Genomic DNA, 14285 nt, shown 5'->3' on the forward strand with positions numbered 1-14285 from the left:
AGCTAAGATTACGTTCATTCCAGACACTGATTGTAACAGCGACGTAGGTCAATGCCTGCTGACGATCATGTAATCGCTGAATGTATGCTCTTTTTGGGGATCACCGGTATGCGGGCAACTGTCTCGACAAAGTGGTCGTTTCATTGTCTGTGCTGTGACATGGTTTCAATGCCTGTTCCATCGCAGTCTGAAATTCAGCCGCTTCCATCGGGGAAACACGCATGACGGATACCAGACAGGATGATCGGCAGATGATGGTGCCCAGAACCGTACATGATCCGGTCTGTGGCATGAGTGTGAATACTGTGACAGCAAAATTTCACACGCTGCATGATGGGCACGATTATTATTTTTGTAGTGAACACTGCCAGCGGAAATTCGGGGCAGACCCCGCAGCTTTCGTGGCGGACGAGGCGTCCATTACCCATGACCAGTCCCTGGCAGGCCAGACGGCGTGGACCTGTCCGATGCACCCGGAAATCAGGGAAACGCATCCGGGAAAATGCCCTAAGTGCGGCATGGCGCTGGAACCTGCAGAGAAAACTGGTAATGCTCCGGCGATGCCAGCAATGGAACATGGTCAGAAATCGGGCAGCAATACCGGCCATGACCATCATACGTCCACGAACGAAATGCCCTCTCTTGCCGGAAACCACACAATCTGGACCTGTCCCATGCATCCGCAGATCCGGCAGGATCACTCCGGAGACTGCCCGCTCTGTGGCATGGCGCTGGAGCCGGAGGATCCGACCGGGCACAATAAGGAAAATCCCGAACTCAGGGATTTTACGCGCCGCCTGATCGTGGCCGGGGTGCTTGCCATTCCGCTCATGCTCATCGCCATGGGAGGCGATGTCGGTCTGCATCCTGTGCCGCCTGTGCTGTCGCCATGGGTGCAACTCGCGCTCACGCTGCCTGCCGTCTGCTGGGCCGGGTTACCGTTCTTTCAGTGCGGTCTCGCCTCACTACGCACCGGCCATTTCAACATGTTCACCCTGATCATGTTCGGCGTGGGTGCGGCCTTTGGCTACAGCCTCGTGGCAACGATCTTTCCCGACGCCTTCCCCGCGACCTTCCGGATGCCTGACGGCAGCCTTCCGGTCTATTACGAGGCCGCGGGCGTGGTGGTGGCACTCGTGCTGGTTGGGCAGGTCCTGGAACTGCGCGCTCGCGCCGCAACCGGCAACGCGATCCGCGCGCTATTGGATCTCACGCCGAAACAGGCGCATCGCATTGGCGCTGACGGCCAGGAAAACGATGTTGCGGTCGAAGATATCGCGACAGGCGACCGTCTCCGCATTCGGCCCGGTGAATCCGTCCCTGTCGATGGCAAGGTGCTGAACGGCGCGTCCAGTGTGGATGAAGCGATGATCACCGGCGAGCCTGCGCCCGTGGCGAAGAAACCGGGCGATGCGGTAACGGGTGGCACCATTAACGGCACTGGCAGCCTGGAAATCGAGGCACGGGCGGTCGGCAGCGACACCATGCTTGCTCGCATCGTGGCAATGGTTGCCACAGCACAGCATAGTCGTGCGCCGATCCAGAGCATCGCCGACCGCGTGTCGGACTGGTTCGTCCCGCTGGTGTTGGGTATATCCCTCGTGACTTTCGTCGTGTGGTATTTTGTCGGTCCCACGCCGCGCTTCGGCCATGCCCTGCTCAATGCCATATCCGTTTTGATCATCGCCTGTCCCTGCGCGTTGGGACTGGCCACGCCGATGTCCATCATGGTCGGCACCGGGCGCGGCGCGCGTGAGGGCGTTCTGGTGCGCAATGCCGAGGCCCTGCAGGCACTGGACAAGGTGGACACCCTGGTGGTGGACAAGACCGGCACGCTCACGGAAGGACATCCCCGGCTGATCGCCCTCGACGTTGCGCCAGAGTGGCAGGAGGACGATGTGCTGCGTCTGGCGGCCTCAATCGAAGCGCAGTCCCAGCATCCGCTGGCCCAGGCAGTGGTCCGGGCACTGAAGGAGCGCCATGGCACGCTGGTGCAGGTCAGCGATTTCGCCTCACAGCCCGGCCTAGGCGTCAGCGGCACGGCAGGCGGCCGTCAGGTGGTGATCGGCAATGCCGAAAGGCTCAAGCAGGCCGGGGCAGATTCCGCTCCGCTGGAGGCAGATGCAACGCGATATCGTCAGTCCGGCGCGGGGGTCATGTTTGTTGCGATAGACGGGAAAGCAGCGGGGACGATTGCCGTGGCCGATCCGCTGCGGGAAGACACGAAAGCTGCGTTAGCGGCGCTGCATGATGACGGGATGCGCATCGTCATGCTGACTGGCGATAACGAGACGACTGCAAGAGCTGTGGCACAGGCTGCCGGGAACATTGCAGAGGTACACGCCGGGCTGAAGCCCCAGGACAAGGCCGATATCATCAGACAGTTGGAGAGTGTCGGCCGCCATGTGGCGATGACGGGAGACGGCGTGAACGACGCGCCGGCCCTCGCGGCGGCTTCCGTAGGTATCGCCATGGGAACAGGGACTGACGTCGCCATCGAGAGCGCAGGCATCACACTGGCCCATGGCAGCCTGGGTGCGCTGGTCCGCGCCCGAAAACTGGCGCACGCGATCATGCGCAATATCCGGCAGAACCTTGCCTTCTCGTTTCTGTTCAACGGGATCGGCATTCCGGTTGCGGCAGGCGTCCTCTACCCGGTATTCGGACTGTTGCTATCGCCGATGATCGCAGGTGCCGCCATGGCGCTGTCTTCCGTCACCGTCGTTACCAATGCGCTCAGGCTAGGGCGGATCAGTGATGGCGGGCATTCCGCTCGGGATGCCAGAACCGGTAACCTTTTGTGAATATCCGTCCTTCTGGCAGATCCCGGTCTATAAAAGAGAGCACCGGTTTTTCTTGACGCGAAACGCCAGAAAGGCCAGCGATCATACCATGGATACCATCAGCCTGATCGCCCTGCTTCTCGTGCTTGCCGCTGCCTTTAGCATTCTCAATCACCACACGCTTCGCGTTCCCGTGACGATCGGCGTTCTGATCTTCTCGTTGCTGACTTCCCTGCTGGTCATGGTTCTGAACCTGCTGATCCCGGCCTATGATCTTCAGGCCCTGCCGCGGTCTGTGCTGGGGGTCATCAACCTACCCGCGGCGCTTCTGAATGGTGCGCTGTCACTTCTTCTCTTTGCCGGAGCCATGCAGGTTGATGTCGGACACCTGCGTGCGAAACTGATGTCCGTGACAGCCCTGTCCATTCTCGGGACTGTTCTGGCCGTGGCCTTTCTGGCGGGCGCGGCCTGGAGTGTTTTTCCGCTGTTGGGCCACGCTGTTCCCTTTACATGGTGCATCGTGCTCGGCGCCATTCTCGCGCCTACTGATCCGGTTTCGGTCGTGGGGATGTTAAAGCGTCTGGGGCTGCCGGGGCCGCTTCAGGCCATTTTCGCGGGCGAGAGCCTGTTCAATGACGGCGTCGGGGTCGTTATTTTCGGTGTGACGATCGGACTGGCGACCGGAGACAGTCAGGGCGTAGCCGCCTCCGGGATTGCCCTCAGCTTCTGCCGCGAGGCGCTTGGTGGCGGCCTGCTGGGTGCACTGACGGGGTGGATTGCGCTTCGTGTGCTCAAGGGGCAGCGGGATCCGCATATCGATCTGCTGACGTCACTGGCCCTGGCGACCGGAACCTTCAGCATTGCCAACCACCTTGGCATGTCAGGCGCGATTGCTGTCGTCGTGGCCGGATTGTGTTTCGGAACAAGCTATAGCCATTCCGTTTTCGATGAAGCGTCCCGCAAGGAACTCGATATCGCCTGGACCCTGATTGACGAAGTGCTGAATGTCCTGCTGTTCATGCTTATCGGCTTTGAAATACTGGAGATCACGCCGCATCTGTTTACGGTGCTGGCAACGCTTGCCGTGATCCCGCTGTCCATCGCCGTGCGGGCATTGAGCGTGCTGTTTTCCACCCTCCCGGTTCATCTCCGGCAATGGGAGCGTGGCCGTGTTCTGGGTATCCTGACCTGGGGCGGCCTGCGTGGCGGCATCTCGGTTTCGCTGGCGCTTGGACTGCCACCCGGTGAATTGCGCAATCTGCTGCTGCCTGTCTGTTACGGCGTGGTAGTGTTCACCATTATCGTGCAGGGATTGACCATGGAACGGGTCGCCCGCAGGCTCTATCCGTCATCCGCATCCCGGTCTGAATGATTCCTTATGAAACAGGTATTCCAAAAGGTGATAATTTCAGCGTCTTCCGGTTGCTGCCCTGAGCCTCAGCGCCTCGTAGATCGGTGTATCGCCGAGCGCTCCTGCCACTACCATTGCCGCGAAGCTTCCAGACAGAAGCGGCAATACAAGATCGGACGATCCGGTCATTTCCATGACGAGGATAATGCCCGTCAAGGGCGATCGAACGGATCCCGCAAACATGGAGGCCATGCCGACAATCACAAATGGCGTGGTCGCCAGCGCTGTATCCGGGCTCAGTATCTGCGCCACAAAGCTGCAGGCCAATCCGGACAGTGCCCCCAGGGCAAGCATGGGTGCAAATAGTCCTCCTGGTGTTGCGGCAGCATAGGAAATCGCACCGAAGATCAACCGGAAAACGAACAGGGCAGGGATAATACGCCAGCTTATCGTATTATTTATCGCTGCCTGGGTAATCCAGTCTCCTCCACCTGCCAGATGGGGATCAAGCCACACAACAAGTCCAGCCAGACCACCAATCAGAACGGCCCTGACGGGTATGCTGACAGGCAGACGGTCGGCAAGGCGCAGTGCTGCAAGAATTGTCCGGTTATATCCAACCGCCAGCAGACCGGTCATGAGACCGGTCATGACAAAGAACAGCTGCTTCGCGATCGCTTCAGGCGGGACCTGATGGAACACGATGAAATCAGGCTGGCCGCCCAGGATGCCACGACTGATCAGAATGGCTGAAATGGACGCCCCGAGTGCCGCACACACCATTCTGGCTTCAAACCGTCCCACCAGTTCTTCCAGGACAAAAACGGCACCTGCAGCAGGCGCATTGAAGGCCGTTGCAAGACCGGCTCCTGCGCCAGCGGCGAGGAGAGCGCGACAGTCCGCCTGCCCCAGAGAGAGCAGTCGTCCGATCGTATTGGCTGCCGCGGCACCCATCTGCACGCTTGGCCCTTCGCGTCCCAGGGCCAGTCCACTTCCAATCGCCAGCAGACCACCAATGAACTTGACCGGGATGAGCACCCATGGCGCTGGGACTGCGACGCCCGACAGCACGGCCTCGACATGGGGAATACCGCTGCCTGATGCCAGCGGCGCAAAACGGCGCACCATTTCCACTGCGACAAGGGCCGCCAGGGCAACCCCCACGACCAGAAAGCAACCCTCCCACGGAGAACCATGCAGAAACCGGAGAGCCAGATCCGTTCGCGCGGTTTCCAGCCCTTTAAGAAACAGGCGGAAGACCCCACAGATTGCACCGGTCGCAAGTCCGATCAGGATTGACGCTGACGCCAGGAAAACCAGACTGCAGGAACTCCCGGTCTGTTCCGGTTGTGGTTTCCGGTTCGGCACCTGCTGCAGCATCGTGTCTTCTTTCGTTGACTGACGGTTCTCTGGCTCGGAATACTGCATCAGCAACCCGGGTCCCGGTTCAGGAGGGATCAGTTTCCTGCCTTGAAAGTGTTTTTTCCTGACCTGCCTTCCGTTCCGTCTTCTCCATGAACCCCGCGGCGAGGGCGGAATAAAGCGGATGCGGGCAGACCGTGCGCGAGACCCCGAACGCCAGAAACGCAGTCGCGAGAAGCGCCAGCGTGACCTGCTGGTTATCGCATACTTCCATTACGATAATCGTCGCCGTGAGGGGGGACTGGGCAACGCCACAGAAATATGCCGCCATCCCAAGCAGAACGACCGCGCCTGGAGATGTATGGGGCAGGAACTGCTCGATCCATCCGCCCATTCCGGCGCCAATGGCAAGAGATGGTGCAAACATGCCCCCGGGTATCCCCGAACAGAAGGTGATGAGCATGGAAAGGTACTTCAGGAGAAAGAAGGACGCGGGATAATGGAGGCTGCCATCCACGATCCCCCGCGCCTGGAGATAGCCCGTACCATAGGTTGCACCATCGGATGCCAGTCCGATCAGGGCCAGAAGCAGACCGCATAGAGCAGCAAACCCGAGAGGGAAACGTGCTGCAAACGGACGAAGTGATCCAGGCAATCCTTTTGACAGCCTGATGACAAGGCGGGCAAAAAGGCCACCTGCCAGCCCACCGCTTACACCACACACCAGAACGGCCAACCATGCGACACCAACCGGGATGGAGGCACTGGTGCGACCGAAATAGGTATAATTCCCCAGCAGGGCAATCGCGGTGATCCCGGAAAAGATGATGACGGTCAGTGTCCGTCCTGACGATTTCTGTTCAAAGGAATGGGCGAGTTCCTCAATGGCGAATACAACTCCGGCCAGGGGCGTGTTGAAGGCCGCAGCCATGCCGGCGGCTCCGCCCGCCAGGATCATACCGTGTCGGGTGACGTCATTATGCTGACCCATGGCCCGCGAGAACGCATGCATGATGGACGCCCCGATCTGGACGCTGGGTCCTTCACGACCGATTGAGGCGCCGCAGATCAGACCGAGGCATGTCATCAGGATCTTGCCGAGCGCAATGCGCAATGTCAGGATTCGGTCCACCAGCATGAAATTATGCATATGCAATGTTGCAATTGTCTGGGGGATACCCGAGCCTTGGGCACCATTGAACAGCACGCGCGTCAACCAGGTAATGGCGACCAGTCCAAGCGGTGCAATCAGAAGCATGGACCAGGCATTCAGGGCGACGATGTGGTAACGCAGATCGGCCGCCGCATCCCCCAGATGGGCAAAGATCACGGAAATAATCCCGATCAGCACAGCCCCCGAGCAATACATGAGTGTTCTTTGCCATTTCAGGGTCCTGACACGCGCCAGACGACGAAGCCGACGGGCTCGTCTGGCGCGATTTCGGCCCGGAACGGACTGGCAGTCAGCCTGATCTGCACCATGGTATGACAATGTCGGCAAAATGGTCACGGCAGAGAAGGTCCAGACTGTGAGACAGGAACGGGGCATATACCATTTTTTCTTACGCCCCTGCTCAGAACCCATACCGGGAAGCTACAGGAGATTCATCCTCAAAATCTACGGGACTGCTACGTAGATCATTCATACATCTGGTGAGTTCCGTCTGGTTTCATTATCCAGATTATCATGCCGTTCTGCCATGCCCTTGAGACCCTTGTCTGGCGACCGGGTCCGGTGTTTGCCATCCAGTTGGGGATGTGGGGGCGCACCGTATTGTAGTCTGCCCGCCAGTCAGCCAGAATCTGGCGGGCATGCATCAGGGACGTGAGCAACGTTTCGTTGAGACATTCATCCCTGAACCGGCCATATCTTACTTCTAACCTTCGATGAGCCCGGATTTCTTCTGTGGTTGCCGTCCGTTATGCAAGAGTTTTCTGACCCATATTGACGTGTGATCGTGTGCGGTCTTCTGTAAGGCCTGTTGATGTGGCCTTTCAGAAGCCACTGGCCAGTATGGTGATCAGCGGATCAGATCCAAATCTCACAGGCGTGCTTTAAAGCACAGAGAAATCCACTGGTTTTTCCGATCCGGATCAGACGATCATGCGCCCATTCAGGTCATCGCCCTCTCACACCCCTACCGGTTCCATCCGCGGGAGCCGAGCCATCGCTCAGGCTGCCACGGACAGGGCCGGATCCCGATAATCCTCCTGTTTTGTTGCCATGGCCCAGATGGCTCGTGCCATCCTGTTGGCCAGCGCAATGGCTACCAGCATACGGGGCTTGCGGGCCAGCATCCGTGCCAGCCAGCTTCCCGGTGCAGGGGCCTTACGGCTGGCCCAGTTCACCTGGGTCATGGCGCCCATGATGAGAAGCCTGCGGATATCAGCCTGCCCGGCTTTTGATATCTTCCCCAGCCTTTCCTTTCCGCCAGATGAGAACTGACGGGGCACCAGCCCCAGCCACGCAGCAAAGTCGCGCCCGCGCCGGAAGCTCTGCAGGTCAGGCGCAAAAGCTTCAATCGCAAGAGCGGTCAGAGGACCCACTCCAGGCATGCTCTGCAATCTGCAGGTGTTTTCACTTTCCTGGGCAAGCATCCTGATCTTCTTTGTTCTGACATCAATCCGCACACTCTGCTCCGAAATCTGTCGCAGCAGATCAAGGCATTCCTGCTTCACAGCCTCTGGCAGAACCGCCTCATCCAGCATGGCTTCAATGTGTCTGATATGCGCAATCCCCTGTGGCACGACGAGACCGAATTCATACAGAACGGCACGCAGGGCATTCACCAGTTCCGTGCGCTGGTGCACCAGACGCTGCCGGGCCCGGAAAAGAACGCCACGCGCCTGCTGCGCTTCAGTGCGTGGTTCGACAAAGCGCATTTCCGGCTGACGGGCCGCAATGACGATCGCTTCCGCATCAGCAGCATCGTTCTTCTGGCGCTTCACGAAAGGCTTCACATACTGCGGAGCGATCAGTCTGACCTCGTGACCAGCTCCTGCCAGTTCGCGAGCCCAGTAATGCGCGCTCCCGCACGCTTCAAGAACGACCAGAGCAGGCGGCTGCGTGGCCATGAACTGCATAAACTGCTGACGACGCAGCTTTTTGCGAAACATCACCTCGCCCGCACGCGAAGCTCCATGAACCTGGAAAATGTTCTTTGCCAGATCAATGCCTATCACTGTATCCTTCATCTGCCGTCCTTTCGCGCAGTCGTTTCTTCCAACGACCATTCTGGCACATTGCGATGCCGTGCGGGGAGGACGGCAACCACCCCATCTCGCTGTCGAGTACTGCCATCTGTTTCGGATCGTAGCGTTCCCCGGCTGCGGCCCCTTTGGGAATAGCCTTCTCGATAGCAGCCAGATCACCGGGCGTCAGCGTAAGATCAAGCGCCCCCAGCGCCTCGGAGAGCCGATCGCGCCGGCGGGCTCCTACAAGTGGTACAATATCGTCACCCTGTGCCGCCACCCAGGCAATTGCCAGCTGGGCCACGCTTGCGCCCTTGGTGGCTGCCATTTCGCGCAATGTCTCCACGAGAGCCAGATTGCGCTCGACATTGCCTTCCTGAAAGCGGGGACTATGAACCCGAAAGTCCCCTGGACCCTTTGCTCCTTGCCAGTGCCCGCTGATCAGACCACGCGCGAGCACGCCATAGGCTGTTATGCCGATGCCGAGTTCACGACAGATAGGAAGAATTTTGTCCTCGATGCCACGTGAAATCAGCGAATATTCAATCTGAAGATCGCTGATCGGATGGACGGACGCCGCGCGCCGGATGGTCTCCGGGCCAACTTCCGAAAGCCCGATATGCCGGACATAACCAGCCTGAACCATCTCGGCAATGGCGCCAATAGTCTCTTCAACAGGCACTGCCGGGTCCAGCCGTGCAGGGCGGTAGATGTCGATATGATCAAGCCCGAGCCGTTGCAGGGTATAGGCCAGGAAGTTCTTCATGGCGGCAGGCCGTGCGTCGTAGGAACCCCAGTTGCCACCCGGGTCGCGCATCGCACCAAATTTGACGCTGACGAGGAATCTGTCGCGAGGAATATCCCTGATCGCCTCACCGATCAGCATCTCGTTATGGCCCATGCCATAGAAATCGCCGGTGTCGAGAAGCGTGATCCTGGCGTCCAGCGCGGCATGGATGGTAGCGATGCTTTCTTTCCGATCAGCCGGACCATACATGCCGGACATGCTCATGCACCCAAGACCGATTTCGGATACCTGAGGGCCGCTCTTGCCAAGTTGCCGCAATTTCATATTTGAGAAAAATCCCTGTTTCCTGAAGCAGAACCCTACCACACAGGCTATATTTCGATAACCTCTCTTCCGTTTGGCTTTTTCGTCCTTTGGAACACACGAATGTTTCGTTTGATGGAACAAATGGACAGGCGATAGTCGCCTCATGCCAGACATTGGGGAATCAGAAAGGGATTTCTCTGACGGGACATGAAACTGCATGGCCTTCAGGCAGTAACGCGATTCATGAAATCCTGTAAAAAGGGAAAAACACGTTCAGGCATGTCTTCAAGTAACGTATGTTTCGCGAAGGGTAGGTTAAGCAATCTGGCACCTTTAACCTGCTCAGCAAGCTCAAACGCCTGTTGCCGCGACACCAGCATATCGTCGTCACCATGCACGACGAGCAGAGGACACCGGATGTTTTTTACAGACGCGCCGGGATAGGCATCTTCGTCGCAGCCGAGCCACATATGCGTCGCCGCCTTGAATAACTTTTCGAAATCCGGTTCGGGATTTTCCGCGTTGTAGACCGATATTTGATTCCCGAACATCCCACGCCATTTTTCAAGATTGATCTTCTGATAAATCTGCCGGACCGGATCATTTTCCGGCAACACCCAGTGCGCGCCGACCGCTATGACGAACTCTGGTTGTACGGCATGAGATGCAGCCAGACGAAGGGCGACAATGCCACCGTCACTATGTCCGATTATACCGGATTGTTGCAGCCCCATCGCGTTAAGAACCGCGGTAAAATCATCCTGAAGCTGTCGATATGTCAGGGGGCCGTCCCGATACCAGATCGACCATGCCCGCGCGTATCAATAGCAATCAGCCTATAATCTTCTGCCAAGTACTTTGCGAGCGGAATGAAATCCAGCCGGCTCTGCAAGCCGCCATGAAGCAATATAATTACTATTCCTTTCGGGTTCCCGGCTTCAGAGACGAACAAATTTGTATCGCCAACTGATACAAACTTCCCTGTATCAAACATTCGATGGCTTTCATAAGGCTGGATTACTCTGGATCGTGCAGCGAGATTATCACCGGTAAGGCCACATTCTCAAGGTTTCACGATGCCTGGTTTGCTGCCGTCAGGGCGCTGCTGGCAACCGGTCGGAAGCTTCCGTCACGTTGTCCTCTTTCCAGAAGACCCGGAAGACTTCCGAAGGTATTCATGGCCGCATCATGTAACTGGGGCTATCGTCTTGCCGACATCGGAACTGAACATCAGCCGATAAAGACCGGGATATTGACAGGCAAACTGGATACAGGCCTGCCCCGCTGCCATGAATTGCATGCACGTTAAAGACATCGCTTCTGTCATGCTCTTCCCACGCCTGACGAAATCGATCCGGGCCACTTCCAGCAGGGGAAAGGTCGAGTTCTGGTCCGCAGCCATCATGGCCGGCGAAATCCCGCATATGATCCGTGCGTTAGCCATACAGGCACGACATGGGCCGGAACAGTCCGGTTTGGGGGATGGGGCATGACCGAGACATATGATTATGATCTGGTCGTGATCGGCAGCGGCCCGTCAGGCAGGCGGGCTGGGGTTCAGGCGGCGAAACTGGGTCGATCCGTGCTGATTATCGAAAAAAATACCCGGGTTGGCGGGGTCTGCGTGCATACCGGCACCATTCCGTCCAAAACCCTGCGGGAGACGGTCCTCAACCTGACAGGCTGGCGGGAGCAGGCTTTCTATGGCCGGGCTTATCGTGCCCGCAAGGATATAACCATAGCCGACCTGAACAGTCGCCTGCGCAAGACCCTGGATTATGAAGTCGATATGCTGGACCACCAGTTCGCCCGCAACGGCATAGCGGTTGTGCATGGCACGGCACGGTTCGTGGATCCGCACCATATTACGATCACCATGGACAACAGGGTTGCGCGGACCGTGTCGGGTGACAGGATCATTATTGCCGTCGGTACCCGCCCGCACCGTCCGGCCAATGTGCCCTTTGACGGGACGGTCGTGCTGGACAGCGATGAAATGACCAGCCTTGCGCGCCTGCCACGTTCCCTGACGGTAATTGGCGGGGGGGTGATCGGTATTGAATACGCGACAATATTCAGTGCGCTGGATGTGCAGGTGAGCGTTGTCGAGGCACGTGACAGTATTCTGGGTTTTGTGGACCGGGGCATCATTGTCGACTTCATGCATCAGTTATGCGATCGCGGAATGCGCTTCAGGCTGGGCAGCCGGCTGGATTCAATCACGGTCGCGGATGGACAACCCGTGGCCCTCCTGGCCGATGGCGGGCAGATCCGTTCTGATATCCTGCTTTATACCGGCGGACGTTCCGGGGCTACGGATCAACTCGGGCTTGATGCATGCGGTCTGCGGGCCGACAGTCGCGGCAGGTTGCAAGTAGACCCGAAGACGTTCCAGACAGGTGTCGCGCATATCTATGCCACGGGGGATGTCATCGGTTTTCCGTCCCTTGCTTCCACATCGCTGGAACAGGGGCGTATCGCAGCGTGCCATGCTTTTGGCCAGACCGTGCCGCCAGCCCCTGAATTCTTTCCTTATGGGATATATTCCGTGCCTGAAATCTCAACGGTCGGCATGACGGAAGAACAGGCAAAGGAAAAATCCATACCGTATGAATGCGGGATCGCACGCTTTCGCGAGACATCACGCGGGCATATCGCAGGCATGCATTCGGGGATGCTGAAACTGGTGATTTCCCTTGAAACCCACAGGCTGCTCGGGGTGCATATAGTCGGTGAAAGTGCCACGGAACTAATCCATATCGGTCAGGCCGTGCTTAATTTCGGGGGAACGTTCGACTACTTTATCGATGCGACCTTCAATTACCCGACATTGGCGGAAGCATACAAGATCGCGGCCCTTGATGCATGGAACCGCATTCCCCGTCGCAGGGGGGACGTGGAGTCTCCATCACCCGTGGCGACATGAAGGATCAGCTTTCCTTGCCTCCGCATTGCATGGCACCGGGCCTGCATGCAGGCTGATCTTCTGGCTGGTGAAGAAAGCTGGCAACATCGAACCTGGCGGAGTAAGGCAACTATGCTCTGTAGTCGGCATCGCTCTGGGCAGGAAAGCCTGGTTGTTCGCCGGTTCCGATCGGGGCGGCCCGCGCGCGGCCGACATGTATTCCCGCATCGTCACTGCAAAGCTCAACGACGTCGATCCCCAGGCCTGTCTCGCCGACGTTCTCGCCCGGATCAACGACCAGCCGGTCTCATGCCTGCACGAGTTCCTTCCCTGGAACTGGGAAAACACTCGTCACGCCAATCATACACAGAGGTGATGCGGCTGATCGACGCCCAGTTCCTGGAAACGCCCTATTATGGCTTACGGCAGATGACATGGCATCTGCGCCGCCTGGAACATGAAGTGGGCCGCAAGCGGGTCCGGCGGCTCATGGCGATCATGGGCCTGCGGGCGATTTACCAGAAGCCGCGTACGACCATGCCCCATCCGGAGCATCGGAAATATCCATATCTGCTGCGGGATCTGGTCATCAATCGGCCTAACCAAGACTGGTGTTCCGATATCACATATATTCCCAATCACCTGTCCGGATTGTATGTATGCGGTGCAGAGAGTTCCAAAAATACGGGACATTTTTGTCCAAATTGGATATACACGATACATATCCATGAGGAGGGATCTCCGATGCTGACCCGCACAACACTCTTTCTATCCAATCGCTCGCAGGCGGTGCGTCTGCCGAAGATGGTCGCCTTCGGGGAACAGGTGCGTGAGGTGGTCATCGTGTCCGAAGGTCCACGGCGGATCATCGCTCCGGTCGATGTGGCGTGGGATGATTTCTTTGCGGCTCCCGGGGTGGATCTGGGGGAGCGGAACCAGCCAGCCATGCAGGAACGCGAGGCGCTCTGAATGCTGCGTTACCTGCTGGATACGAACCTCTGTATCCGGGTGTTGCGGGATCGACCGCAGGGGCTGCGTCCGAGGTTCAACAGCTGTGCGGAGGAACTCTGCATCTCGGACGTGGTGCTGTATGAGCTGCTTTATGGCGCGGAACGCTCGTCTGATCCCGTGCACACAAGGCGTGAGGTCGAGCACTTCGCGGCAAGGCTGGCGGTCCTGCCATTCGACAGTGAAGCGGCCGCCCATACAGCGGACATTCGGGCTGCTCTTGAACGGAATGGCCGTATCATAGATCCGTATGATCTCATGATTGCCGGGCATGCCCGGAGCAGGGGGCTGATTGTGGTGACCGGCAATCTGCGGGAATTTCAGCGGGTGGAAGGTCTTCGAACCGAGGACTGGTTGACTGACACGGTCTGACCGGGAAAGGCTGCGGCGAGACAGAATATTGATAAAAACGATTGTTTATCAATCGACTATGTCATGCAGTAGAGCCTCTCTACGAACCCGCTGACAAACTGCAATTTTCTTTGGTTGCAGGCCCCCTGAAACCAGATATGAATCCTTGATTTGACACGATAAACCCGCTCGCACACGGCGGGTTTTTTGTTGTCTGAAATTCCCTGCAGGAAACACATGGGAAACAGATGAAAAGGTAATCCGGCGCAATTTTGTCGA

At 57.9% G+C, this 14285-nt stretch carries 11 protein-coding genes and 4 pseudogenes; 7 read left to right on the forward strand and 8 right to left on the reverse strand.

The features are described from left to right. The first annotated feature begins 221 nt into the window (after positions 1 to 221). Both FMA36_RS18065 and FMA36_RS18070 read left to right on the forward strand, forming a co-directional pair. Positions 222 to 2804: a heavy metal translocating P-type ATPase gene (locus FMA36_RS18065; RefSeq protein ID WP_159264361.1), complete on the forward strand. Its 2583-nt coding sequence runs from the start codon at positions 222 to 224 to the stop codon at positions 2802 to 2804. An 88-nt stretch (positions 2805 to 2892) separates the two neighbouring features. Then, positions 2893 to 4155, forward strand: a complete 1263-nt coding sequence (locus FMA36_RS18070) for a cation:proton antiporter (RefSeq protein ID WP_019087019.1) — start codon at positions 2893 to 2895, stop codon at positions 4153 to 4155. A gap of 36 nt (positions 4156 to 4191) precedes the next feature. Here FMA36_RS18070 and FMA36_RS18075 read toward each other — a convergent pair whose 3' ends face one another. The 8 genes and pseudogenes from FMA36_RS18075 to FMA36_RS18105 all read right to left on the reverse strand — a co-directional run. Beyond that, a complete protein-coding gene (locus tag FMA36_RS18075; protein WP_061276665.1) occupies positions 4192 to 5514 on the reverse strand; it encodes a ClC family H(+)/Cl(-) exchange transporter in 1323 nt (440 codons plus the stop codon). Positions 5515 to 5581: 67 nt separating this feature from the next. Beyond that, a complete protein-coding gene (locus FMA36_RS18080) occupies positions 5582 to 6865 on the reverse strand; it encodes a chloride channel protein (protein WP_019092385.1) in 1284 nt (427 codons plus the stop codon). A gap of 389 nt (positions 6866 to 7254) precedes the next feature. Then, positions 7255 to 7362: pseudogene (locus FMA36_RS19930) on the reverse strand (integrase core domain-containing protein); the annotation flags it as partial. A gap of 306 nt (positions 7363 to 7668) precedes the next feature. Beyond that, positions 7669 to 8691, reverse strand: coding sequence for an IS110 family RNA-guided transposase (locus FMA36_RS18090; protein ID WP_159261362.1), 1023 nt, complete (start codon positions 8689 to 8691; stop codon positions 7669 to 7671). Continuing rightward, entirely contained in the window at positions 8666 to 9760 is a 1095-nt protein-coding gene (locus tag FMA36_RS18095) for an aldo/keto reductase (protein WP_240906631.1), read from the reverse strand. Before FMA36_RS18095 ends, FMA36_RS18090 begins: the two co-directional genes overlap by 26 nt. A gap of 206 nt (positions 9761 to 9966) precedes the next feature. Then, positions 9967 to 10545 carry an alpha/beta fold hydrolase gene (locus FMA36_RS18100; RefSeq protein WP_346766537.1) on the reverse strand — a complete coding sequence of 193 codons (579 nt, stop codon included), beginning with the start codon at positions 10543 to 10545 and terminating at the stop codon, positions 9967 to 9969. After that, entirely contained in the window at positions 10521 to 10736 is a 216-nt protein-coding gene (locus tag FMA36_RS19630) for an alpha/beta fold hydrolase (protein ID WP_240906632.1), read from the reverse strand. Before FMA36_RS19630 ends, FMA36_RS18100 begins: the two co-directional genes overlap by 25 nt. An 83-nt stretch (positions 10737 to 10819) precedes the next feature. Further along, a pseudogene (locus tag FMA36_RS18105) lies at positions 10820 to 11186 on the reverse strand (TetR-like C-terminal domain-containing protein); the annotation flags it as partial. A 45-nt stretch (positions 11187 to 11231) separates the two neighbouring features. Between FMA36_RS18105 and sthA the strand changes: the two are divergent. The 5 genes and pseudogenes from sthA (at position 11232) to vapC (ending at position 14027) form a co-directional block, all read left to right on the forward strand. After that, entirely contained in the window at positions 11232 to 12668 is a 1437-nt protein-coding gene (gene sthA, locus FMA36_RS18110) for a Si-specific NAD(P)(+) transhydrogenase (RefSeq protein ID WP_061276393.1), read from the forward strand. Between the two features lie 124 nt (positions 12669 to 12792). After that, a pseudogene (locus FMA36_RS18115) lies at positions 12793 to 13023 on the forward strand (transposase domain-containing protein); the annotation flags it as partial. Next, positions 13017 to 13307, forward strand: a pseudogene (locus FMA36_RS18120) (IS3 family transposase); the annotation flags it as partial. The pseudogenes FMA36_RS18115 and FMA36_RS18120, both read left to right, overlap by 7 nt. Before the next feature lie 84 nt (positions 13308 to 13391). Beyond that, positions 13392 to 13616 (forward strand): type II toxin-antitoxin system VapB family antitoxin, encoded by a 225-nt coding sequence (gene vapB / locus FMA36_RS18125; protein ID WP_025440224.1) that lies wholly within the window; start codon positions 13392 to 13394, stop codon positions 13614 to 13616. Then, entirely contained in the window at positions 13617 to 14027 is a 411-nt protein-coding gene (gene vapC / locus FMA36_RS18130; protein ID WP_061276389.1) for a type II toxin-antitoxin system tRNA(fMet)-specific endonuclease VapC, read from the forward strand. Positions 14028 to 14285: the final 258 nt, after the last annotated feature.

The sequence above is a fragment of the Komagataeibacter xylinus genome (genome assembly GCF_009834365.1).
Lineage (GTDB): Bacteria > Pseudomonadota > Alphaproteobacteria > Acetobacterales > Acetobacteraceae > Komagataeibacter > Komagataeibacter xylinus_D.